The organism is Lentzea sp. NPDC004789, assembly GCF_053601075.1.
Genome location: NZ_JBSGBE010000026.1, coordinates 76858 through 98344, shown reverse-complemented (window position 1 = coordinate 98344; position 21487 = coordinate 76858). Strand labels below are relative to the sequence as shown.

The following is a 21487-nucleotide window of genomic DNA, read 5'->3' as shown; positions in this document are numbered from 1 at the left end:
TGGGAGACTAACGGCCGCTTGCTGAGAAGTGCGTGAGTATTGCTACTCAACCGAGCTGCGGGATGCGGGTCTGGTAGTGCCTGAGCAGGTCGGCGTTGGCCGCGTCGCCGCCTTCGACGTTGGCGCTGCGCCAGAGCGGGAGTTGCACGCCGGTCTCGGTCGCCTTGTCGACGAGGCGGACCATCAGCAGGTTCCACAGGAACGTGGTGGCCAGGGTCGAGACGGCGGCGGTGACCGGGGCGTGTTCCGGGTAGGTGGAGTCGCCGGTCGGGACCAGGTTGTCGAGGACGACGGTGGCCACCTCGGCCAGGGTGACGCCGGCTCGGCGCGGGGCCTGGGCGCTGGCGGCCACGGAGGTGACGGCGACGACCGGGCAGCCCGCGTTGGCGGCTTCCTGGGCCAGTTCCACTGGGTAGTGGTTCACGCCCGAGGTGGAGAAGACGAAGAGGACGTCGTGCGGGGCGAGGCCCGCTTCGCGCAGGACCTCGCCCGCGAGGCCCGAGCGGCGTTCGGCCGAGGTGCTGCTGATCGCGCCGTGCATCGGGAGCAGTTCCGGGTGGTAGATCGGTCGGACGCAGGCCAGGCCGCCTGCCCGGTAGAAGGTTTCGGCGACCGCTGCCAGGGAGTGGCCGGCGCCCGCGGTGAGGATCGTGCCGTCGGCCTGCACGGCGGCCAGCACGAGCTCGGCCACGTCGTCGAGCGCCGCCGCGTTGTGCTGTTCGACGCGCGTCAGGTGCGTGCGCACGAGGTTGCCGTAGTCGGAGCCGGTCACGGTGTCGGTCGTCATGCGGGTCAGTAGTACCGGATCGTCGATGACCCCACCAGTAACCCGCGCACCACAAAGCTCGATACGTTGCGGTAAAGGGCGTGGTGACTCCTGCGGACGGGGGTGGGTTGGATCAGGCGGTACTTCTACTTCTGGGTCGTGCTGGCGGCGGTCTTCACGGCTGCGGGGGCCACGAACATCGCGCTGGCGATCACCTACTCCGAGCTGTGGCCGGTGTGGGTGGCGTCCGGGTTGCTCGTCGTCGCCGGCGGGTGCGCGCGGGCGGCGGTGCACGTGCGGCCTTAGGCCAGCAGCTCCACGCCGAGAGCCGAGGCGGTGTGCAGCACGGAGTTGCGGTGCCGTTGCGCCACGGCGAGGCCCGCGTCGCGCAGCACCGTCGCATGTGCGCTGGCCGAGGCGGCGGAGATGCCGAGCCTGCGGGCCAGTTCCGTGGTGGTGCAGCCGCCCGCGATGACCTCCAGCGCCGCGGCTCGGGTGCGGCCGAGCAGGGCTTCGAGGGCGCGTTTGCCGGTGCCGGTGACCTGCGGTTCGCGGGTGATCGGGTAGACGAGGACCGGGTCGTGGCGCTGGTCGCGGAGCATGATCGGGCGTTGCTGGCAGAAGTACGACGGGACGAGCACCAGGCCCTGGCCGTGCAGGTGGACGTCGCGCCGCGGGAAGCGGGACTCGATCGACAGCACCGGCCGTGACCACGAGATCGTCGGGTGCAGGGTCGCGAGCACGCCCTCGCAGCCGTTGTCCAGAAAGGAACGGGCGCGCACCGCGCGGTCGGCGTCGACGACGGCGCGGACCTCGGCCCAGATCGGGGCCAGCGCGTGGCGGTGGTAGGCGCGCAGCGCGTCGCCGAGGAAGTCCAAAGTGGCCGTGTCACCGCCGGCCAGCAGGTGGGTGCGCGGGTCGAGGCGTTGCTGGCAGCCCAGCTGGGCCAGATCGGCGCGCAACGCTTCGACCGGTGTGGACAGAACGGCGTCGATGCCCGCGTCGAGGGCGCAGGAACCCGCGGTGGGCGTCAGGAAGTCGGGGGAGTAACCGACGGGCGGTGCGAGCTGCATGAGCCAGCGGGCCTCGTCGGGCAGGCTCGCCCGGACGTTCGCGCGCCACCTGCCGAACGCCGGGGTGGCCGAACGCTGCCGCAGCACGTGCAGGCTGAGCAGGATCTCCCACATCGGGTCGGGACCGGGAGCGACGCGCACCCTCGCGAGGTCCTCCGCCGTGAAGTGGACACGCAGCACGGCAAGGAGAGTGGCACAGCGCTGCACGGCTCCGTACCGGAATCGGGACGACTCAGCCGAACGGTCCATTCCGCCCACGCAGAGTGGCCGCCGACGGGCCGTTGAGCACCTCCACCTGCGTTTTTAGGGCTTGGCCGAATGTGGTGGCGCGGCGTCGCGGCCTGCCAGCAAGCTTTCGCCGAGCGCCGTGCCGGGGGTTCGGCGCCACCACTGAGGGGACTGAACATGAAGCTTGCGAAGATCACTGGGGCGATCGCCGCGGCCGGCGTCGCGCTGACCGTCCTCACCGCGCCGGTCGCGCTGGCCGCGCCCGGCGAGACCGTCATCCCGGCCGCCGCCGAGCTCGGCATCCAGGGCGAAGGCGTTCTGCCGTACGAGTTCCAGGTGCAGAAGACCGGCTACTGGTGCTCCGCTGCCGCCGCCCGCATCGCCCTGACCGCGCGCGGCAAGTACGTCGAGCAGTCGACGCTCGCGTCCTACATGAAGGTCACGACCAACGGCCTGCCGAACATCAAGAACCTCGAAAGCGCCCTCGACCACTACACCGGCTCGAACTACTACCAGGTCAAGCAGTGGTCGACGGACACGCAGCTGCTGCAGAGGCTCAAGGAAGACGTGATCTACAACGCCAACAAGGGCCACGCCGTCGTGATCAACGTGATCCGGCTGAACGGCCGCAACTACTCCGGCGGCCACTACGCCACGATCGTCGGCTACCGCGCCGGCGGCAACGAGTTCGCCGTGGCCGACCCGGCCTACGCGGGCGGCCGGCTGGCGTGGGTGAGCGCGTCCAACGTGTCGTCGGGCATCAAGCTCCGCCGGTACGTCGCCTGAGGTCCTCTGGTCGATCGATGTCCGCACCGTCCGCCACGTCAGCGCATTCGACGTGGCGGACGGTGTTGGCCTTGAGGTAGTCGCGCGCGCCCTGGTCGCCCGCCGCCGAGGCCATCACGCCCGCGAAGTGGTCCGAGCCGATCAGGACCGGGTGCCCGATCTCGCCGTGGTACACCGCGCGGGCCAGCGCTTCCGGTTCGGCGAGGTTCATCAGGCGGTGCAGGGCGGCGACGGTGACGCCGGGTGTGTCCACGGGGAGCACCACGACGGCGTCGGCGATGCCGATCGCGTGCAGGCCCGTGCGCAGCGACGAACCCATCCCCGTTTCCCAGTGCGGGTTGTCGACGACGGTCACGCCGTCCAAAGAGGCCTTCGCGCGCACCTCGTCCGCCTCGGCGCCCAGCACCACGACGACCGGCTCGCACCCGGCGGCTCTGAGCAGCTCGGCCGCCGAGTCGACGAAGAGCTTGCCGTCCAGCGGGACGAGAGCCTTCGGGGTGCCGAACCGGCGGCCGGCCCCCGCGGCTAGCAGGAGGCCGGCCACGCGCATACCCGCGAACCTACCGCCTCTGGAACTGCTCGTTCATGATCAGGAACGCGCCGATGCCGTGCAGGTCGTTCACCGCCCGCGGTCGCGCCAGGTAGAACGGCAGGTCACCGACGTTCGTGCCGATGCAGATCTCGGAGATCTCGGTGTTGCCGGCCGCGTTGACCGTCACCCGGTCCAGCACGCCGCGGTAGCCCCGCCGGGCCACGACGTCGTACTTGCGCGACACGTAACCACGTTCCACGGCCCGTGAGATGGCCATCGAGTACATGGACGAGCACGACGTCTCGGTCCAGTTCTGCGGGTTGGAGCCCTTGTCCACCACCTGGAACCAGCGTCCCGTCTCGCGGTCCTGGTACTTCGCGAGCGCCGCGATCAGCCTGCCGAGGATCGCGATCAGCTTCGGCCGGTCAGGGTGGGTGCGCGGCAGGTCCTCCAGCACGTCGCACACCGTGATGGCGTACCAGCCCATCGCGCGGCCCCAGAACTCCGGCGACACACCGGTGACCGGGTCGGCCCAGCCGACCGTGCGAGACTCGTCGTAGGCGTGGTGGAACAGGCCGCTCCCGTGCTGCAGGTTCTTCGCGTAGACGAGGAGCTGCTTCACGGCCTCCGCGTTCGCCCACTCCTTCTCGGCGAACGTGTGGCCGTGCCGCATGATGAACGGTACGACCATGTAGACGCCGTCCGACCAGTTCTGCCAGTCGCGGGTGCCGCCCTCGGCGTGCCAGAAGCCGCCTTCCTTCGTGCGGGCGTAGGTGTTGAGGCGCTCGCGGATCTGCGTCGACGCGGTGCGGTACCGCACGTCGCCGGTCGCGGTGTAGAGCAACGGCAGCAGCTGGCCCGCGCGCATCGCGTCCAGGTTGGTGAAGGTGCGGTTCATCCTGCCGTCCGGCCCGACGAACCGGTCGACCCAAGCCTTGATGAAGTCGAAGTACTTCTTGTTCTTCGTGCGCTGGAAGACGAGCCACTGGCCCCACAGGTACAGGCCGCGCGTGTAACCCCAGCCGCCGAGCGTCTCCGGCGTGTACTGCCGCATCGTCGACTCGACGACCTCGACGGACCAGTCGGCGCACTCCTTCGCGGACGCGGTGCCTGTTCCGAGAGCGAGACCGCCGGCGAGTGCGCCGAGCTTGACGAAGTCACGCCTGGACGTGGTCATGCGTGTTCCCTCCAAGGGGATGCCTTGGCGGCGGCACGCACAGACCTACCAGTCGTAAAGCTCCGATGTCCAGGGTCAATGGGTGATGCGGGCGAGGTGGAAGCCGAGCGCCATCCGTGACCGAGTGCCGTAGCGCTGTTGCAGCTGGGCCACCACCGCGCGCACGGTGCGGCTGCTCATGCCGAGACGGGTGGCGACCTGGTGGTCGGTGGCGCCGTCCAGTAAAAGTCCGATGACTTCGGTTTCCCGGCTCGTCAGACCCCTGTCGCCGGGCGTGCCGTCCGGTGTGCGGGCGTCCGACCACATCAGCTCGAAGAGCTCGCCGTACGCACCGGCGAGCGGGCTGCGCAGCAGCACGGCGCCCACGTTCAGGTCTCCGGCGGCCAGCGGCAGCACGGCGACGCGGTCGTCGAAGACGAGCATGTGCCTGGCGGGCTTGGTGAGCAGGCGGATCGACACCTGGTGCCTCGGTTCGACGTGTCGCGCGAGGGCCGCGTCGAGCAACAGGCGTCCGCGTTCGACCGCGGTGGTCAGGTCGAGCAGGGTGCTGTCGATGCCGGCCTGGCTCGACAGCACGCCGCGAACCGATGCCGAGCGCACCACGAGGTTCTCCAGCACGCGGATGGCGGAGGAGCGGTCGTGCAGAAGCTCGACGAATTCGGTGCGGACTGCTGGAGATCGTCGCAACACGACTCGCCTTTCTCCCCGTATTCTCACCGGCGTAGTCATGTTGGCATTCGTCGTAGCGGTTTCTCTACCCCCATCCAGGGGATATTTCGGCCTCGAATGACTTTGCGCTCTCGACGAGGTCGCCGGCCGTGAGCCTGCCATAGAAATCATTAATGGCGAGCAACTCGTCGTGCGTGCCGTGGGCGACCACTTCGCCCGCGTGCAATACCACGACCTGGTCGGCCTCGCGAATTGTCGACAACCGGTGCGCGATGACCAGCAATGCGCACTCCTTCGCGGCACGGTGAATCGCCCGGTGCAGCGCCCGCTCGTTCACCGGGTCGAGGTGTGCCGTCGGTTCGTCGAGAAGTAGCAGTTCAGGGCGGGTAAGGAGGGCTCTGGCCAGTGCGATGCGCTGGCGTTCACCGCCGGACAACGCTCGGCCGCGTTCGCCGAGCGGGGTGTCCAGGCCGGCGGGAAGCCGTGCCACGAGTTCGCCGAGATTTGCGACTTCCAGTACTTCGTGAAGATCGAGATCGGAGGCGTCCGGTACCGAGTAGCGAAGATTGTCGCGGAGCGTGCCGTTCAGCACCGGCGAGTCCTGGTCGACCAGTGCGATTCGGCCGCGCCATTGATGGCGGGAGAATTCCCGGATGTCCGTGCCGTTTGCCAGCAGTGCACCCGAGGTCGGCTCGTAGAACCGTTCGATCAGCGAGAACAGCGTCGACTTGCCGGCGCCGGACAGTCCGGCCACCGCGACGTGTGAGTGCGGCTCGACGGTGAACGACACGCCGCGCAACACCGGGCGATCGCGGTAGTGGAACCAGACATCGCGGAATTCGAGTGCGATTCCGGCCCGCTTCGGCAACGCGCCGCCGGAGGCGTCCTCCACCGGCAGCGACTGCACCTCCGCGACCCTGCCGAGCGCGCCCATCCCCTTCTGCAGCAGGCCGATGCCCTGCAGCACCGAGGTGAACGGGATCACCAGGTAGGTCGCGTAGAGCAGGAACGCCATCAGGTCGCCCACCGAGGCCGCGTCCCGCGCCACCCGCGTGCCACCGATCAGCAGCACGACCAGCAACGACCCGCGCATCGCCAGCTCGACGGCCGGGCTCATCACCGACGTGATCCGCGCGGCCCGCACTCCCGCGGCGCACGCCTGCTCGGCCCGGCGCCCGATCAGTTCCTCCTCGCGTTCCTCGGCACGGCACGCGCGCACTGTGCGCAACGCGCCGAGCGCGCGCTCCAGGTCAGCCGTCATGTCACCGACGCCGCGCTGCATCTGCTCGCCCGCGGCCCGCAGCCGCCCGACGAGCGAGTAGACGACCACCGCCGCGACCACGACCGTCGCCAGCACCCACAGGAACAGCACCGGGTCGATCAACAGCATCAGCACGACGGTGCCCACCCCGGTGAGCGTGCCGGTGACCAGCTGGACGGAGGCGGTGGAGACCACCTCGCGCAGCACCGTCGTGTCGGTGCCGACCCGTGACATCAGGTCGCCCACCCGGTGCTCGTCGAACTCCTTCATGCGCAACCGCAGCAGCCGCGCGACCAACCGCCGGCGCACACCGAGCACGACGCGTTCTCCGGTGCGCTCCAACAGGAACAGCCCGATCCCGTCAACGCACGCCTGCGCCGCGAACAACGCCGCCATCGCCACCAGCAGCTGCCACGGCACGGATGCCGTCGCGGCCGCGTCGACGGCCCGGCGCAGCAACTGGGGCTGCAGCAGGCCCAGCCCGGACGCCACCAGGGTCGCCGCCACGGCCAGCGCGAGCGGGCGGAAGTGCCCGGAGGCCAGGCGGAAGAGGTCCGGCGTCCTCATACCGTCATCAGCGGACGGAAGTACCGCGGCGGCACGTTCTCGCCGACCGGAACACCGTCCGCCTCGACCCACGCGTGCGCACCGAACGGCGGCATGACCCGCACACCCGCGCACCACGTCGGCCAGCTCCCGGACATCCGGCACAGCAGCGCCACGGCCACCGATCGCGGCAGACATCCTTGCGGGCCAAGGCAACGCAGGCTCACCGCCAGCACCGCGTCCCGCGCGTTCGCGGCCGTGTCGTAGGCCGCGGGCCGGGCTCCGCGGCGAACCGCGGCGAGCACCTTGCGCAGCGTGCGCGGCTTGAGCTTCGTCAGCGGGGTGGCCGCGGCAACGGCGATCCGTGCGGCGATCCTGCGGCCGAACGGGACACCGGTCGGGCGGCTGAGCGCGCTCGGGGTCGTCACGCCGTCACCAGCCCGGCGTTGCGCAACCCGGTCACGAGCGCCGACACGTCCTGTCGCGCCCGTGTCTCGTCCACCTCGTAGGTGGAGATCAGCGCGCTGACGGCCGCGTTCTCATCGGCCCCGTCGAGCAACGCCCGCACCACGACCACACCGGTCGGGTTGAGCTGCCAGTAGTGCCCGGTGCGCTCGTCGAGCAGCACCTGCCCGTAGTCGGTGTCCGCCACCGAGATGTCATCGCGCAGCCGCACGGTCCGCTCCCTGGTCCAGGCTGCGCAGCCACACCTCGCAGCCGATCGTCGAGTACAAGATCGCCGAGCGGAGCTCGGGGGTGTCCGGCCGCAGCGCGAGGTCGGTGAGCCGCCGCCGGTCGACCAGCCCGAGGTCGGCGAGTTTCGAGCTCTGCCACAGCTCCACGAGGTCGCCGCGGTGCCTGCGCAGTCCCGCGGAGGCCTCCAGCGACGCCTGCGCCTTGTTGGTGCGCGCCAGGCACTCGTCCGGCACGATGCCGCGCATCGCCTCGGTGAGCACCGGTTTGTAGCGCCACGGCGTGACGCGTTCCTCCGGCCGCACCGAGAAGCACGCCTCGATCACGCGGTCGTCCAGGAACGGCGACTGGATGGGCAGCCCTGCCCGTGCGCTCATCTGCTCCCACTGCCGGATGATGCGCGAGCAGGACAGGATCGGTTCGAGGTCGGCGTGCTCGCCTCTGGTGCGCCCCAACGGTTCCGCCGTCGCCGCGGCTTCCCGCAGCGCGTCGCGGGCGAGCGCGTGCGCGTCGGGCGTGACCCAGTCGAACAGGCGTGGCCCGCTGCCCCAGCCGAGCGTTCCCGTCACGTTCGGTTCCCGCGCGGCGCACAGGTCGTCCGCCTGGTCCGCGAGCCACGCGCGGTAGGACCGCGAGTCGGCCAGCGCCGCGATCATCGGCCGCAGCGGCCAGTGGAACAACGCCCGGAACGCGCGCAGCTGCCGGATCGCGAACCACGGCCGCCTGCGCAGCAACGAGTGGTAGTGCGCCTCCGAGCACCAGGCGACGTGATCACCGCCGATACCGGTGAGCCGGACCCGGCACCCCATGTCCGCCAGGCCGTGCAGGTCTTCGAGCAACCGCTGGCGGTCCATCACCCCGATGGTCGGCTCGTCCATCGGGTCGTCGACGCCCAGCAGGTTCTCGTACACCAGCGGAATGCGTTCGGGCGGCCACACGACGTGCTCGACCGCGGGCAGGTGCGCCGCGGCCCGCCGCGCCCACGCCACGTCCTCGTCGAGCGGGTCGAGTGAAGGCCAGGTGCTGGCGACGACCCGCGCCGATGAGCGGGCGGCGAGGAACGTGATGGACGTGGAGTCGAGCCCGCCGGACAGGTCGCACGCGACGGTGCCGCCCGCTCGCGTGCGCACGTCGACCGCCTGCACCAGGGCGTCTCTGATCAGCGGAGCTGACTCGGCGATGCCGCGCACCGGTTCCGGGGGCTGCCACCACCGGGTGATCCGGGACCGGTCGCCGTCCATCAGCAGGGCGCTGCCGGGCGGCACGCAGTCCACCCCGCGCCACATCGTCCGTTCCAGCAACGGGTGGGGCGTGGGGAACAGCAGGCGCACGGCGAGGCTCCGCTCGTCGAGCTCCGCGTCACCGAGCACGTCGGCCCGATCGGCCGCGACCACGACGCCGTCGACGCGGCGGTGGAACACCAGCCGCAGGCCCGAGGCGGTGCCCTGGACCCGGCACCGTCCGCCGAGCGAGGCGACGAGGTGGAAGCTGCCGGGCAGTCTCCTCGCGAGCTCGTCCAGCGCAGCCAGGTCGCGCAACGCGAAGGCCGCGCGCTCCAGCTCCACGACGCTGATCGGGCACCATCCGATCACCGCCAGCCGGACGTCACCCCTCGCCGCGACGGTGATCTCGTCGTCGCGCCACCGCCCGACGAGCCACGGGCGTCCCGACGCGTGGGTGAGCGTTCTCGGCGCCGCACAGCGACGGGCCACGGCGAGCGCGGCCTCGTGGTCGGGAAGGACCACGAAGTGCGACTCGCCGTGACCCCGCGAGCCCTGTTCAGGCATTCGCGGTGGTGTCGCGTCAGTTCTTGCTGAGGATCAGCCGGTCGTTGCCGTGGGCCCCGAGCAGGCCCGTCTGCTCTTCGAAGGAACCGAGGTCGATCAGCTGCGGGGTCTCGTACATGGTTCGCACCTCTCCTCGTGGGGATCTTCGGTTCAGCGCGCGCCAACCGAACGTAACGAGAGGCTTGAGCAGCCGACCAGGCGGAACGACTGCCGCTTCCGGCAGTTGCCGCAAGCGGAAATCCAGGTTTAGGAGAGGTGCTCCAGGAGCAGGGAGCTCGCCGCCTCCGGGATCTCCTCCGGGATCCAGTGGCTCACGTCCTCGACCATCTCGAACCGGTACCCGCCGGTGCACCACTTCTCGGTCTCGAACGCGGCCACCGACCCGAACGCCACGTCCTCGGTGCTCCACACGTACATCGTCCTGACGCCGATCTTGTCGGCGGCGCCGGACGGCTTGCCCGCCCGGTACCAGTTGAGCGCCGCGGTGAGCGCGCCCGGTTCGCTGAGCCGCTGCAGGTACTCGTCGAGGTGCGAGGGCCGGATCTTCCACTCGAACATCTGCTTGAGCGCCTGGGCGTTGTTCTCCAGCATCCGCCGCTCGGTGCTGCGCTCCCGCCAGTCGAGCATGTACTGCGACCGCAGCCGCTGGTCCTCGTCGGTCTGCAACGCGACCTTGAGCGCGCCGGGGTGCGGCGTCGAGAACACCGAAAGCGTGCGCAGACGCTCGGGGTGGTCGATCGCCGTCCACCACGCGACCGCGCCACCCCAGTCGTGGCCGACCAGGTCGAACGTGCCCCAGCCCAGCGCGTCCGCCATGGCGATCACGTCACCGACCAGGTGCGTGACGGTGTACTCGCTCGCCTGCTCCGGTCGCACGCCGGGGGAGTAGCCGCGCTGGTCGGGGGCGACCGCGCGGAACCCGTTCGCGCCCAGCACCGCGACCTGGTGCTCCCACTCGATGGCGGCCTCGGGGAAGCCGTGCAGCAGCAGGACCGGGCGGCCGTCCTCGGGGCCGGACGCGATGGCGTCGAAGGTGCCTGCCTCGGTCTCGATGCCGATGTGGTCGATCACAGGTTCGAACACTACCGGTGTGACCTGGCTCTCAAGGTCCGAGCCGAAAGACGTGGTCGCTCGAACGTCGGGCGTGCATCCGCATGTCGACGTGCTGACCTCACCGACCGATACGAACGCTGTTGTGCTCGTGCTGCACGGCGGCCGCGAACACGGCCAGGAACCCGTCCGGCGGTACAACCTCGCCTACCTGAGGATGGTGCCGCTGGCCAGAGCGCTGCGCGCGCCTGGTGTCGAGGTCTGGCTGCTGCGGTATCGCAAGAGGGGCTGGAACGCACCGAGCCTCGACCCCGTCGAGGACGCGGAGTGGACGCTGCGGAGGATCACCGAGCTGCATCCCGGCAAGCCGGTCGTGCTCGTCGGGCACTCGATGGGCGGCCGGACGGCGCTGCGGGTCGCCGGGCATCCGAGCGTGGTGGCCGTGTGCGCGTTGGCGCCGTGGATCGAGCCGGGGGAGCCGTTCGCGCAGCTCAAAGGCAAGTCGTTGCTGATCGCGCACGGCGATCGGGAGCGGATGACGGACCCCGCCAGGTCGCTGTGGTTCGCCCGGCAGGCCAAGACGGTCACCGACCGGGTCGCGCGGTTCACCGTCGAGGGCGACGGGCACGCCATGCTCCGGCGGGCGCGGGACTGGACCAGGCTCGTCGTCGACTTCGTGCGCGGTGAGCTCGGGCTCGAACCGGTGGCACGGGACATCGCGAACGCCATGCGGGAGGTCTCGCCGCGGGGCCTCGACGTGCCCCTGGGAGGTTCGCGTGGGTGAGGTCGCCGTCATCGGAGCAGGGGTGGCCGGGCTCACCGCCGCCCATGTGCTGCAGCGCAAGCACAACGTCACGTTGTTCGAGGCCGACGACCGGCTCGGCGGCCACGCGCACACGCACGATATCGGCGGGGTGGCCGTCGACAGCGGGTTCATCGTCCACAACGAACGGACGTACCCGAACCTGATCCGGCTCTTCCGCGAGCTGGGGGTGTCCACTCAGGACGCCGAGATGTCGATGAGCGTGCGGTGCGACGGCTGCGGGCTGGAGTACGCGGGCGCGAAGAAGCTGCCGGGGCTGTTCGCGCGGCCGGACAACCTGGTCAACGTGCGCTTCGTCCGGATGCTCGCCGAGGTCACGCGGTTCTACCGGCACGCCCAGCGCGTTCTCGACCACGAGGAGGCGCACGACGTCACGCTCGGCGCGTTCCTCGCGATCGGCGGCTACTCGCGGTACTTCGTCGACCACTTCATCGTCCCGCTGGTCAGCGCGGTGTGGTCGGCCGGAGCGGCGCTGAGCATGAGGTACCCGGCCTGGTACCTGTTCGAGTTCCTCGGCAACCACGGCATGCTGTCGATCGGTGGCACGCCGCAGTGGAAGACCGTCGTCGGCGGCTCCCGCACGTACGTCGACCGTGTGGTGAAGGGGCTGCACGCCGTCCACGTGAGCACCCCGATCCGGGCCGTGACGCGCACCGGCGACGGCGTGGAGATCCGCGACGACGACAACGTGCTGCACACCGCGGACCACGTCGTCATCGCCACGCACCCGGACCAGGCGCTCGGCCTGCTCGCCGACCCGACGCGCGAGGAGAAGGAGGTGCTGGGCGCGTTCCAGTACTCGCGCAACGAGACGTGGCTGCACACCGACGCCTCGATCCTGCCGCGCGCGAGCGGGGCGAAGGCGTCGTGGAACCTCTACAAGCGGGCGTGCGTCGAGGCCGGCGACCAGGTGCTCGTCAGCTACCACATGAACCGGCTGATGCGGCTCAACGACCCGCGCGACTTCGTGGTCACGTTGAACCCGCACGCCGTGAACCCGGACCGGGTGCTCGCGCGAATGACCTACGAACACCCGATCTACACGCCCGAATCCGTTGCGGCGCAACGACGTCTGCCCCAGATCAACAGTGCCGCCACCGCGTACGCCGGCGCGTACCACGGGTGGGGCTTCCACGAGGACGGCTGCGCGTCGGGGGTGCGCGCGGCCCGGCACTTCGGAGTCGAGTGGTGATCTACGACGTCGTCATCACGCACACGCGTCGTGAGCTGATCGAGCGGACGTTCAGCCACCGCGCGTACATGTGGCTCGTCGACCTCGACGAGCTGCCGCGCCTGCCCCGGTGGGCCCGGCCGTTCGCGCGCTTCGAGGCCCGGGACCACTCGTTCGGTACTGCCGGCTCGGCCGGCGTCAGGTCTCCACATCGGAGCATCCGGGAGAACCTCGACGAGTGGCTCGCCGGTCACGGGATCGGGCTCGGCGGCGGGCAGGTCCTGATGCTCGCCAACGCCCGCGTGCTCGGCCACGTCTTCAACCCGCTGTCCGTCTACTGGTGCCACGACGCGTCCGGAGCGCTCGTGTGCGTGGTCGCGGAGGTGCACAACACCTACGGGGGACGGCACTGCTATCTGCTGCGCACCGACGACCAGGGCCGGGCGTCGGTCGGCAAGGAGTTCTACGTCTCCCCGTTCCTGCGGGTCGACGGCCACTACGTGATGAAGCTGCCGAAACCGGGAAACCGGCTGTCGGCGACCATCGCGTTGCGGCAGAACGGGAAGACGACCTTCAGCGCCACGATGAAGGGCACGCGCAGCACGGGGCTGCGCCTGCTCCTCACCCGGCCGCTGATGCCCCAGCGCGTGTCCGCGCTGATCCGCCGCCACGGCATCGCCCTCCATCTGAGGCGCCTGCCGATCGTTCCCAGGAGTGAGTAGATGAGCACGCTGTCGTTGCCCCGGCCGAACCAGGGCATCTGGCCCGGCCTGTTCACCGCGCCGCGATCGCCCCTGCGCGCCCGGATCGCCGAGTCGCTGTTCCGCAACGCCGTGCGCACGCTGCCGGTGACCGTCCGGCTGCCGGGCGGTACGACCTGGGGTGCCGGCGGACCGGTGATGCGGCTGGTGCGGCCCGCCGAGTTCTTCCACCGGCTCGGTGCCGACGCCAAGATCGGCTTCGGCGAGGCCTACATGGTGGGCGACTGGGCGTCCGACGAACTCGCGGACGTGCTGTCGGCGTTCGCGGCCCGGCTCACCACGCTGATCCCGCCCGGTCTGCAGCGGCTGCGGCGGTGGGCGGAGCGGGGGCACCCCTCGTCCGACACCAACGACGTGGCGGGCTCGCGGCAGAACGTCCACCGGCACTACGACCTGTCCAACGAGCTGTTCGCGGCGTTCCTGGACGAGACGATGACCTACTCGTCGGCGTTGTTCGAGAACCCCGGCGTCGATCTGCGCACCGCACAGCTCCGCAAGATCGACGGCGTGCTCGACTACGCGGGCGTGCGCGCCGGATCACGGGTGCTGGAGATCGGCACCGGGTGGGGCGCGCTGGCCATCCGGGCCGCCGAGCGGGGTGCCGCGGTCACGTCACTGACCATCTCCGCGGAACAGCGGAAGCTGGCGCTGGACCGGGTGAGGGACGCGGGCCTCCACGATCGAGTGACGGTGCACCTGCGGGACTACCGAGAGGAGCGCGGTCGGTACGACGCGGTCGTCAGCGTCGAGATGATCGAGGCAGTGGGTGCCGAATACTGGCCCGAGTACTTCTCGGTGCTCGACCGCGTGCTCGCGCCGGGTGGCCGGTTGGGACTGCAGGCGATCACCATGCCGCACGACCGCATGATCGCGAGCAGGGCCAGCTACACCTGGATCCACAAGTACATCTTCCCCGGCGGCCTCATCCCGTCGGTGCGGTCGATCGAGGAGTCCGTGCGCGACCACACCCGGCTGCGGATCGTCGAGACCCGCTCGTTCGGGGACGACTACGCCGAGACGCTGAGGCGATGGCGCGACACGTTCCTCACCCGATGGGACGAGGTGAAGCAGCTCGGCTTCGACGACACGTTCCGCCGGATGTGGGAGTTCTACCTGGCCTACTCGGAGGCCGGTTTCCGGGTCGGCCACCTCGGTGTCCAGCAGTTCGCCATGGCCGAAAGACTGGGCCATTAGGACCACCTTCTGCCCCAATTGGGTGCTGCTCGCCCCACCCGGCTGGACTTCGTGGTCAGCTTTGAAGCAGGCGGTATCAATCGGCTCGCTGCGCTCTCTTCTTCAGTGAAGCCCCTAGTGTCGCTGTAGAGGAGGTCGCCGGGATGGTCCAACCCACAGCCGTGCGGACCGATGACGGTGCCGGCCTCGCTGCAGTGTTGACAGCGGAGACCTGGAACCAGCCAACGGTGCCCATGCGCCGGCGGGTGCGCCAGGCACCGGTCTCCAACCAGTGGCTCGCCGAAGCCGAGTTCACCGACCTCGTCGACGCCGCTCTATCGGGAGACAGACGCGCGGTCGAGCACCTGCTCGGCCGGATCCAGCCGCTGATCGTGCGCTACTGCCGCGCACGGGTCGGCGGCCGCGAACGCACCCTGGTCTCGGCCGAGGACATCGCGCAGGAGGTCTGCGTGGCGGTGCTCGGCGCGCTGTCCAAGTACCGCTACGAACCCGGCTCGTTCCTGGCCTTCGTCTACGGCATCGCCGCCCACAAGGTCGCCGACGCCCGCCGCCGTGCCGTCCGCAACCGCGCCGAGGTGGTGCCGGAACTGCCCGACTGCCCTTCCCTGGAGGACGGGCCGGAGCAGCACGCGGTCAACGGCGAGATGATGGCCCAGGTCACCCGCCTGCTGCACAAGCTGCCGTCACGCCAGCGCGAGATCCTCGTGCTGCGGGTGGCGGTGGGCCTCTCGGCCGAGGAGGTCGCACTGGCGGTGGAGTCGACGCCGGGCGCCGTGCGGGTGGCCCAGCACCGCGCCCTCACCCGGATGCGGGAGATGATCGCCGAGGAGGGCTGAGCTCTCAGGTCGGCGGTCATAGGGTCGTGGCATGACCCGCTTCGAGGTGACGACCCGCGTCGCCGCGCCCGTGCAGCTCGTGTTCGACCTCAGCCTGGACGTCGGCGTGCACACCGCGTCAATGGCGCACTCCGGCGAACGGATCGTCGGCGGCGTCACCTCCGGCCGGATGCGGCTGGACGACACGGTCACCTGGCGGGCCAGGCACTTCGGCGTGCCGTGGCGGATGACCTCGCGGATCAGCGCGCTCGACGCGCCGCGGTTCTTCGTGGACGAGCAGGTCAGGGGACCGTTCCGGCGGTGGCGGCACGAGCACCACTTCGAACCGGACGGCCGCGGCGGCACGGTCATGCGCGACGTCGTCGAGTTCGTGGCGCCGATCGGCCATTTCGTGCTCGACCGGTACATGCCCCGGCTCATCCTGCAACGCAACGAGCACCTCAGGAGAGTCGCTGAGGCGTCCTGAGGTCGCTGAAGGCCGCGACCAGGGCGGTCAGCAGGATCAACGCGCCGAACGTCATCAGCGCGACCGCGCCACCGACGACGTCAGCGGCGAACGCGCCGAGCACCGGGGCGAGCGGGGTGAGCGCGCGCGAGGCAACGGTCAGGATCGCGTCCAACCGTCCCATCAGGTCGTCAGGCACCATCGCCGTGAAGACCGCGCTCACCGAGACGTTGAGCAACGGTGTCGCGACCGCGGTGACCATCAACGGCACGAACGGCCACCACGCGCCGAACGGCAGTGCCATCGCCAGGTTGCTCACGCCGAAGACCACGAGCACCGCGACGACGATCCGTTCGTGCGGCACGGTGACCTTCGGCGAGACCAGCGCTCCGAGCACACCGCCGACACCGACACCGGTCAGCACCAGGCCGACGAGCCAGTCGGCGCCACCGCGTTCCTTGACCAGCGCGACGACCGGGAGCATCGAGGCCACCCCGAGCAGGTTGAGCGCCAGGAAGATCGCGACGACGTTGCGCATCCCGCGCTGGTGCCACAGCCAGCTCCACGCCTCGCGGAGGTCCTGGTGCATGCGCTGACGCGGCCGCTGCTCGGTGCGCGCCGGGATCTTGGCGAACCAGGCGCAGACCGCGGCGACGAGGAACGAGATCGCGTCCGCGACGAACGGCACCGCGCGGCCGAACCCGTAGAGCAGCGCGCCGAGCGACGGGCCGGCGAGCCAGGCGACGTGGCCGCGCGCCTCCTCCTGCGCGAAGGCGGTCCTGAGCTGTTCCGGCGCCACCACGGCCTTGACCGCGGTGGAGCGGGCGGGGCCGGCGAACGCGGTGCAGACGCCGTCCACCGCGGCCAGCACGAGGAAGACCGGGATCGAGTGGACGCCGGTGACGACGTTGGCCGCCATCGCCGCGACGGCGACGGCCTGCGTGGTCTGGCTGCGGACCAGGACCCTGCCGCGGTCCCAGCGGTCCACCCACACGCCCGCGGGCATCTGGGCGAGGACCAGCGTGGTGGCGCGCACGCCCGCGATCACGCCCGCCCAGAAGAACGACCCGGTGACGGCGAGGATCAGCAACGGCATGGCGTACGTGGTGAGCTGCGTGCCCAGTTGCGAGACGGCACCGCCGAACCACAGCAGCTGGAACTGAACGTTCTTCCTGAGCGGAACCCCCATGGAGGACGTTTCTAGCGCATGATCGCCGGGGTCGGATGGCATGGTTTGTGCATGGCTGATCCGGACTACGACGTGCTGCTCACCGGCACGGTCTTCCTCGACATCATCTTCACCGGCCTGCCCCGCCCACCGGCCGCGGGGACAGAGGTGTGGGCCGAGGGCCTGGGGTCGTGTCCTGGTGGCATCGCGAACCTCGCGGTGGCGTTGCGCCGGCTGGAGCTCAAGACCGCGCTGGCGGCGGCGTTCGGCGAGGACGCGTACGGCGACTTCTGCTGGGACGTGCTGGCCGACCAGGAGGGCGTCGACCTCTCGTACTGCCGCCGGTTCTACGGGTGGCACTCGCCGGTGACGGTGTCCATGGCGATGGAGCGCGACCGGTCGATGGTCACGCACGGGCACAAGGCACCGGTCATTGCGGACGATCTGTTCTGCCCGCCCCCGTCGACGCGGGCCTGCTTCGTGCACATCCAGGGGGAGGACGAGCAGTGGGTGCGCACGGCGAAGGAGAACGGCGCGCTGCTGTTCGCCGACATCGGCTGGGACCGCACCGGGGCGTGGTCACCGGAGCTGCTGCGCCGCCTCGAAGGTTACGACGTGTTCCTGCCCAACCACGTGGAGGCACAGGGGTACACGCGCACCGACTCGCCGGAGGCCGCGGCGCGCAAGCTCGCCGAGCACGTGCCGGTGGTGGTCGTCACCCGCGGGGGAGCCGGTGCGGTCGCGGTCGACAGCGCCACCGGCGAGTGCGTGGAGGTGCCGGGCCTCAACGTCGCCCAACTCGACCCGACCGGGGCCGGTGACGTGTTCGGCGCCGGGTTCGTGATGGGCACTCTCGCCGGGTGGCCGCTGGAGCACCGGGTCCGGTTCGCGAACCTGTGCGCCGCGCTGTCCGTGCAACATTTCGGCGGGTCGCTGTCGGCTCCCGGCTGGGGCGACATCGCGGTCTGGTGGCGGACGGTGAGCAGGAGGCCGGACGAGGAGCTGACGCGGTACGGGTTCCTCGACGACCTGCTGCCCGACCACGCGGGCGTGGAGGTGCGGAGGGCCAGTCCGACGATCGGCCTGCGGCTGCTCCGGTAGGTGTGCCGTCACGAACTGGCGCGTCCTCGCCCGAGTCCGCGCCAGTCCTGTGTGAACGACGAACTGTCCTGATCGGACAGCGGCACCGGAGCCGCCGTTGGTCAGCAGTGGTTGACGTGAGCCTTCAGGTCCGCCGCGGAGCCGGTGCCGACGTAGTAGTCGGTGACGTACTGGGAGGCTTCGTTGACCTGGATCCAGAGGTTGTCACCGTTGATCGACTGGCCCTCGGTGTAGCAGATCAGCGCGACGTCGCTGCCCTTGGGAATGACGAAGGACGACGGGTAGCCGGTGCCGGGCCCCGAGCGGACGTTGAGGTCCGCGAGCGCGGGCGAGCACCAGATCCCCGGGTAGCTGCCGATGCAGTGGTAGTAGGCGCCGGCCGCGACGGCGGTGCCACCGGTGACCAACGTGATCGCCGCCGCGATCGCGGTCATCAGCATGAGCTTCGTGCGCATTGTTCCCCCAGGGATGAGTGAGCCGTGCCTGATTCGCAGTCGGTCACGTGAGGGGAGGATGAACACGCGGGTGTTGCCTCCAGGGCAATGCGCGTCCGTTGATGCGCCATCGTCCCCCCAGCGTCCGGCGTGAGCCGAATTCTTCGGATCACGCGGCTCTGACGTCAAGCGGTGGTGGGCAACTGAGCACTCGGCCGGAAGTCGTGCGGTTACCGATCAGGCGTTTCGGGTATGCAGCGCCAGTCCGACGATCGGCCGGCGACTCCGGTAGGTTGAAACCAATCGATCAGCAGACGCAACCTCACGGGGTCGCCGCGCGCCTTAATACGCAGGGATCCCTGAGTTCGGTTCGGAAGGAGTTGCGGGTTGTTCGCCGCACGCGCGTCAGGCTTGGTCAAGTTGCTGGGGTTGTGCCTGACGGCGGGCGTGCTCCTCGCCGCGATGGTGTTCCCGTTCGTCGGAGGTCTCGGGCTCGCGTCCAACCGCGCGGCCGACGAGGTCGACAAGACGTCCGGTGATCTCGCGAAGGCGGAGCTTCCGCTCGTCACGACCATCGAGGACATGAACGGCGACCCGATCGCCTACCTGTACGACCAGTACCGGATCCCGCTGGCGTCCAGCGACATCGCGGACACCATGAAGCTCGCGATCCTCGCGATCGAGGACAAGCGGTTCTACGCCCACCGCGGCGTCGACTGGCAGGGCATCGCCCGTGCCGCCGCGAAGGCCGGTGTGGACGGTGGGGCGACGCAGGGCGCCTCGACGCTCACCCAGCAGTACGTGAAGAACTACATGGCGTTCGTGCTCGGCGCCGACAACGAGCAGGAGGCCTGGGAGAAGGCCACCGAGGCGACCGTCGGCCGCAAGCTCCGCGAGGCCCGCATCGCGTTGCAGCTCGAGCAGGAGGTGTCGAAGGACGACATCCTCGCCGGTTACCTGAACATCGTGCCGCTGGGCAACCAGACCTACGGCGTCGGTGCCGCGGCCAAGGCCTACTTCAACACGACCGCCGACAAGCTGACCGTCCCGCAGGCCGCGCTGCTGGCCGCGATCGCGAACCGCCCGTCGTCGCTCAACCCCGGTTCGTCCCCGGACAAGGCGCTGGAGCGCCGCAACATCGTCATCGACAAGATGCGCGAGAACGGCGCGTTCGGCACCGACCAGGCCGAGGCCCAGAAGAAGGCCGACGAGTTCAAGGCCGCCCCGCTGGGCGTGGTCGACGACCTGAAGATCCTTCCGAAGGGCTGCGTCGGCGCCGGTGACGGCCCGATCTACGGCTTCTTCTGCTCCTACCTGCTCGACTACCTGCGCGAAGCGGGCATCACGAACAAGCAGCTGCAGCGCGGCGGCCTCACCATCCGCACCACGATGGACCCGAAGGCCACCAAGGCGGCGAAGCAGGCGGCCGAGCAGCAGGTCCCGAAGACCCTGAACGGCATCTCGAACGTCATGTCGGTCGTCGAGCCCGGCAAGGACAAGCACAAGGTGCGCGCCCTGGTCGCCTCCCGCGACTACGGCAACAACGCCGAGCTCGGCCAGGTCGCCCGCCCGGTGCCGGCCGAGGTCCTCCCGTTCGGTCCAGGCTCGGTCAACAAGATCTTCACCGCCGCCGCCGCGCTCGAGAACGGCAAGATCGGCATCGACAAGGAGATGTCGGTGCCCAACACCTACTACTCCAAGGTCTACCCCAACGGCGGCTCGCCCTGGAAGATCGAGAACGCCGCCAAGTACAGCGACAAGATGTCGCTGACCCAGGCCCTCGCGACCTCCCCGAACACGGGCTTCGTGATCCTGGAGGAGCAGACCGGCCTCGACAAGGTCGTGGACATGGCCTACCGCATGGGCATGCGCGAAACCCTCCAGGGCGTCAACCGCAACGGTGAGCCGCTCAAGGAGGACAAGTCCAACGGCCCGTCCCAGGGCGACTGGACGAAGCAGAACAACGCGGGCTCCTTCACCCTCGGCCCCGGCGCCACCAGCGTCCTGGAACTGGCCAACGTCGCCGCCACCATCGTCTCCGGCGGCACCTGGTGCCCGCCGACCCCGGTGGAGAAGGTCACCGACCGCTACGGCAAGGAGATCCCGCTGAAGGAAAAGCCCTGCGAGCAGGCCGTGAACACCGACCTGGCCAACTCCCTCGCCCAGGCCATGTCGCACGACGTCGTCGGCGGCGGCACCGCCGCGGCCGCCGCGAGCGCCTCCGGCTGGACCCGCCCGACCATCGCCAAGACCGGTACCACCGAGGAGCACAAGTCGGTCGCCTTCCTGGCCGCCACCCCGCAGTACGCGGGCGCGGTCATGACCTACGCCGACGGCAACCGCCCCGAGGTGATCTGCGCGAACCCGATCCGCTTCTGCCCTGGCGCCACGACGGGTGTCTTCGGTGGCCAGGTGGCGGCTCCGACCTGGTTCAACGCGATGAAGGTGATCCACGAGGGCCTGCCCGTGGCGCAGCTGCCACCCGCTGCGGCCCGGTACAAGTAGGGCTTGCTCGGCCGAAGGGGCCGTCGGACGCGAGATGCGTCCGACGGCCCTTTGCTTTGGGCGCGGCCGGGGGTGGGGCTGGGCTGCGAGCACACCGCTGGGCTGCCGGTGGGCACGGTTCGGGCCGGTGTGGTCGTTGACCCCGCGGTCCGCGGATAGCCGCTGACGAACTGCCCGCTCGCGAGACGCGACCAGAGCCCGTCATCGGCCCTAAAACGCCCCCCAACGCAGCGTGACCCGCGTACCCCCCAAAGACCGCCACTCAACCACGCCACTGATCTTTCACGATAAAGCGACTGACCAGTACAAACACCAAGACGAGGATTGGTCCAAAGCACGGTGACCAACCCCAAAAGCGGACGAACACGCTGAGTGACGCCCCGTGGGCCTCGTCACCCAAACCCCCACATGGCTTGCCCGGGTCGGTGACGCGAGGTTACGTTCACCGCCGCATGTCACGGTTCGATAACCGCCAGGACAC

Annotated in this window: 23 protein-coding genes; 10 read left to right on the top strand and 13 right to left on the bottom strand. The window is 69.9% G+C overall.

Going from position 1 to position 21487, the window contains the following annotated elements; genetic code table 11:
• Positions 1 to 46: 46 nt before the first annotated feature.
• Positions 47 to 787 carry an SIS domain-containing protein gene (locus tag ACWEIJ_RS40105; RefSeq protein WP_449842514.1) on the bottom strand — a complete coding sequence of 247 codons (741 nt, stop codon included), beginning with the start codon at positions 785 to 787 and terminating at the stop codon, positions 47 to 49.
• A gap of 102 nt (positions 788 to 889) precedes the next feature.
• Here ACWEIJ_RS40105 and ACWEIJ_RS40100 point away from each other — a divergent pair, with 102 nt between their 5' ends.
• Complete coding sequence (locus ACWEIJ_RS40100; RefSeq protein WP_449842513.1) at positions 890 to 1072, top strand: hypothetical protein; 183 nt, start codon at positions 890 to 892, stop codon at positions 1070 to 1072.
• On the opposite strand, the gene ACWEIJ_RS40095 is transcribed toward ACWEIJ_RS40100, so the two are convergent.
• Positions 1069 to 2019, bottom strand: a complete 951-nt coding sequence (locus ACWEIJ_RS40095; protein WP_449842512.1) for an ArsR family transcriptional regulator — start codon at positions 2017 to 2019, stop codon at positions 1069 to 1071. The genes ACWEIJ_RS40100 and ACWEIJ_RS40095 overlap by 4 nt on opposite strands.
• 225 nt (positions 2020 to 2244) lie before the next feature.
• Here ACWEIJ_RS40095 and ACWEIJ_RS40090 point away from each other — a divergent pair, with 225 nt between their 5' ends.
• A complete protein-coding gene (locus ACWEIJ_RS40090) occupies positions 2245 to 2853 on the top strand; it encodes a C39 family peptidase (RefSeq protein WP_449842511.1) in 609 nt (202 codons plus the stop codon).
• On the opposite strand, the gene ACWEIJ_RS40085 is transcribed toward ACWEIJ_RS40090, so the two are convergent.
• The 9 genes from ACWEIJ_RS40085 to ACWEIJ_RS40045 form a co-directional block, all read right to left on the bottom strand.
• Positions 2828 to 3403 carry a nucleotidyltransferase family protein gene (locus ACWEIJ_RS40085; RefSeq protein WP_449842510.1) on the bottom strand — a complete coding sequence of 192 codons (576 nt, stop codon included), beginning with the start codon at positions 3401 to 3403 and terminating at the stop codon, positions 2828 to 2830. The two genes, ACWEIJ_RS40090 and ACWEIJ_RS40085, sit on opposite strands and share 26 nt — an antisense overlap.
• A 10-nt stretch (positions 3404 to 3413) precedes the next feature.
• Positions 3414 to 4562 (bottom strand): glycoside hydrolase family 88/105 protein, encoded by a 1149-nt coding sequence (locus ACWEIJ_RS40080; RefSeq protein ID WP_449842509.1) that lies wholly within the window; start codon positions 4560 to 4562, stop codon positions 3414 to 3416.
• A gap of 75 nt (positions 4563 to 4637) precedes the next feature.
• The gene (locus ACWEIJ_RS40075; RefSeq protein WP_449842508.1) at positions 4638 to 5252 is read right to left on the bottom strand and encodes a LuxR C-terminal-related transcriptional regulator; all 615 of its coding nucleotides are present in this window, start codon (positions 5250 to 5252) and stop codon (positions 4638 to 4640) included.
• A gap of 64 nt (positions 5253 to 5316) precedes the next feature.
• On the bottom strand, positions 5317 to 7059 hold the full coding sequence (locus tag ACWEIJ_RS40070; protein WP_449842507.1) for an ABC transporter ATP-binding protein: 1743 nt from the start codon (positions 7057 to 7059) through the stop codon (positions 5317 to 5319).
• A complete protein-coding gene (locus tag ACWEIJ_RS40065) occupies positions 7056 to 7466 on the bottom strand; it encodes a lasso peptide biosynthesis B2 protein (RefSeq protein ID WP_449842506.1) in 411 nt (136 codons plus the stop codon). The genes ACWEIJ_RS40070 and ACWEIJ_RS40065 overlap by 4 nt, the downstream gene beginning before the upstream one ends.
• Positions 7463 to 7714 (bottom strand): lasso peptide biosynthesis PqqD family chaperone, encoded by a 252-nt coding sequence (locus ACWEIJ_RS40060; RefSeq protein ID WP_449842505.1) that lies wholly within the window; start codon positions 7712 to 7714, stop codon positions 7463 to 7465. Before ACWEIJ_RS40060 ends, ACWEIJ_RS40065 begins: the two co-directional genes overlap by 4 nt.
• The gene (locus ACWEIJ_RS40055) at positions 7698 to 9518 is read right to left on the bottom strand and encodes a lasso peptide isopeptide bond-forming cyclase (protein ID WP_449842504.1); all 1821 of its coding nucleotides are present in this window, start codon (positions 9516 to 9518) and stop codon (positions 7698 to 7700) included. The genes ACWEIJ_RS40060 and ACWEIJ_RS40055 overlap by 17 nt, the downstream gene beginning before the upstream one ends.
• Positions 9519 to 9534: 16 nt before the next feature.
• A complete protein-coding gene (locus ACWEIJ_RS40050; protein ID WP_449842503.1) occupies positions 9535 to 9636 on the bottom strand; it encodes a keywimysin-related RiPP in 102 nt (33 codons plus the stop codon).
• 128 nt (positions 9637 to 9764) lie between these two features.
• Positions 9765 to 10589 (bottom strand): alpha/beta fold hydrolase, encoded by an 825-nt coding sequence (locus tag ACWEIJ_RS40045; protein WP_449842502.1) that lies wholly within the window; start codon positions 10587 to 10589, stop codon positions 9765 to 9767.
• A 73-nt stretch (positions 10590 to 10662) separates the two neighbouring features.
• On the opposite strand from ACWEIJ_RS40045, the gene ACWEIJ_RS40040 reads away from it, so the two are divergent.
• The 6 genes from ACWEIJ_RS40040 to ACWEIJ_RS40015 all read left to right on the top strand — a co-directional run bounded on the left by ACWEIJ_RS40040 (position 10663) and on the right by ACWEIJ_RS40015 (position 15819).
• Positions 10663 to 11352 (top strand): alpha/beta hydrolase, encoded by a 690-nt coding sequence (locus ACWEIJ_RS40040; RefSeq protein ID WP_449842501.1) that lies wholly within the window; start codon positions 10663 to 10665, stop codon positions 11350 to 11352.
• Positions 11345 to 12583: an NAD(P)/FAD-dependent oxidoreductase gene (locus ACWEIJ_RS40035; RefSeq protein ID WP_449842500.1), complete on the top strand. Its 1239-nt coding sequence runs from the start codon at positions 11345 to 11347 to the stop codon at positions 12581 to 12583. The genes ACWEIJ_RS40040 and ACWEIJ_RS40035 overlap by 8 nt, the downstream gene beginning before the upstream one ends.
• Positions 12580 to 13284, top strand: coding sequence for a DUF1365 domain-containing protein (locus ACWEIJ_RS40030; RefSeq protein WP_449842499.1), 705 nt, complete (start codon positions 12580 to 12582; stop codon positions 13282 to 13284). The genes ACWEIJ_RS40035 and ACWEIJ_RS40030 overlap by 4 nt, the downstream gene beginning before the upstream one ends.
• The gene (locus ACWEIJ_RS40025; protein ID WP_449842498.1) at positions 13285 to 14517 is read left to right on the top strand and encodes a class I SAM-dependent methyltransferase; all 1233 of its coding nucleotides are present in this window, start codon (positions 13285 to 13287) and stop codon (positions 14515 to 14517) included.
• A 233-nt stretch (positions 14518 to 14750) separates the two neighbouring features.
• Positions 14751 to 15353, top strand: coding sequence for an RNA polymerase sigma factor ShbA (gene shbA, locus ACWEIJ_RS40020; RefSeq protein WP_449842533.1), 603 nt, complete (start codon positions 14751 to 14753; stop codon positions 15351 to 15353).
• A 31-nt stretch (positions 15354 to 15384) separates the two neighbouring features.
• Entirely contained in the window at positions 15385 to 15819 is a 435-nt protein-coding gene (locus ACWEIJ_RS40015) for an SRPBCC family protein (RefSeq protein WP_449842497.1), read from the top strand.
• Here the strand turns inward: ACWEIJ_RS40015 and ACWEIJ_RS40010 are convergent.
• Positions 15794 to 16987: an MFS transporter gene (locus ACWEIJ_RS40010; protein ID WP_449842496.1), complete on the bottom strand. Its 1194-nt coding sequence runs from the start codon at positions 16985 to 16987 to the stop codon at positions 15794 to 15796. The genes ACWEIJ_RS40015 and ACWEIJ_RS40010 overlap by 26 nt on opposite strands.
• A 51-nt stretch (positions 16988 to 17038) precedes the next feature.
• Here ACWEIJ_RS40010 and ACWEIJ_RS40005 point away from each other — a divergent pair, with 51 nt between their 5' ends.
• Positions 17039 to 18067: a carbohydrate kinase family protein gene (locus ACWEIJ_RS40005; RefSeq protein WP_449842495.1), complete on the top strand. Its 1029-nt coding sequence runs from the start codon at positions 17039 to 17041 to the stop codon at positions 18065 to 18067.
• Positions 18068 to 18168: 101 nt separating this feature from the next.
• On the opposite strand, the gene ACWEIJ_RS40000 is transcribed toward ACWEIJ_RS40005, so the two are convergent.
• A complete protein-coding gene (locus ACWEIJ_RS40000) occupies positions 18169 to 18522 on the bottom strand; it encodes an SH3 domain-containing protein (RefSeq protein ID WP_449842494.1) in 354 nt (117 codons plus the stop codon).
• A gap of 366 nt (positions 18523 to 18888) precedes the next feature.
• Between ACWEIJ_RS40000 and ACWEIJ_RS39995 the strand changes: the two genes are divergently transcribed.
• Positions 18889 to 21006 (top strand): transglycosylase domain-containing protein, encoded by a 2118-nt coding sequence (locus tag ACWEIJ_RS39995; protein WP_449842493.1) that lies wholly within the window; start codon positions 18889 to 18891, stop codon positions 21004 to 21006.
• Positions 21007 to 21487 lie beyond the last annotated feature (481 nt).

What these genes read in the sequence shown, in the direction of transcription:
- ACWEIJ_RS40105 (WP_449842514.1), bottom strand. Translation starts at nt 787, where the DNA reads ATGACGACCGACACCGTGACCGGCTCCGACTACGGCAACCTCGTGCGC.
- ACWEIJ_RS40090 (WP_449842511.1), top strand. Translation starts at nt 2,245, where the DNA reads ATGAAGCTTGCGAAGATCACTGGGGCGATCGCCGCGGCCGGCGTCGCG.
- ACWEIJ_RS40085 (WP_449842510.1), bottom strand. Translation starts at nt 3,403, where the DNA reads ATGCGCGTGGCCGGCCTCCTGCTAGCCGCGGGGGCCGGCCGCCGGTTC.
- ACWEIJ_RS40080 (WP_449842509.1), bottom strand. Translation starts at nt 4,562, where the DNA reads ATGACCACGTCCAGGCGTGACTTCGTCAAGCTCGGCGCACTCGCCGGC.
- ACWEIJ_RS40070 (WP_449842507.1), bottom strand. Translation starts at nt 7,059, where the DNA reads ATGAGGACGCCGGACCTCTTCCGCCTGGCCTCCGGGCACTTCCGCCCG.
- ACWEIJ_RS40055 (WP_449842504.1), bottom strand. Translation starts at nt 9,518, where the DNA reads ATGCCTGAACAGGGCTCGCGGGGTCACGGCGAGTCGCACTTCGTGGTC.
- ACWEIJ_RS40050 (WP_449842503.1), bottom strand. Translation starts at nt 9,636, where the DNA reads ATGTACGAGACCCCGCAGCTGATCGACCTCGGTTCCTTCGAAGAGCAG.
- ACWEIJ_RS40025 (WP_449842498.1), top strand. Translation starts at nt 13,285, where the DNA reads ATGAGCACGCTGTCGTTGCCCCGGCCGAACCAGGGCATCTGGCCCGGC.
- shbA (WP_449842533.1), top strand. Translation starts at nt 14,751, where the DNA reads ATGCGCCGGCGGGTGCGCCAGGCACCGGTCTCCAACCAGTGGCTCGCC.
- ACWEIJ_RS40015 (WP_449842497.1), top strand. Translation starts at nt 15,385, where the DNA reads ATGACCCGCTTCGAGGTGACGACCCGCGTCGCCGCGCCCGTGCAGCTC.
- ACWEIJ_RS40010 (WP_449842496.1), bottom strand. Translation starts at nt 16,987, where the DNA reads ATGGGGGTTCCGCTCAGGAAGAACGTTCAGTTCCAGCTGCTGTGGTTC.
- ACWEIJ_RS40005 (WP_449842495.1), top strand. Translation starts at nt 17,039, where the DNA reads ATGGCTGATCCGGACTACGACGTGCTGCTCACCGGCACGGTCTTCCTC.
- ACWEIJ_RS40000 (WP_449842494.1), bottom strand. Translation starts at nt 18,522, where the DNA reads ATGCGCACGAAGCTCATGCTGATGACCGCGATCGCGGCGGCGATCACG.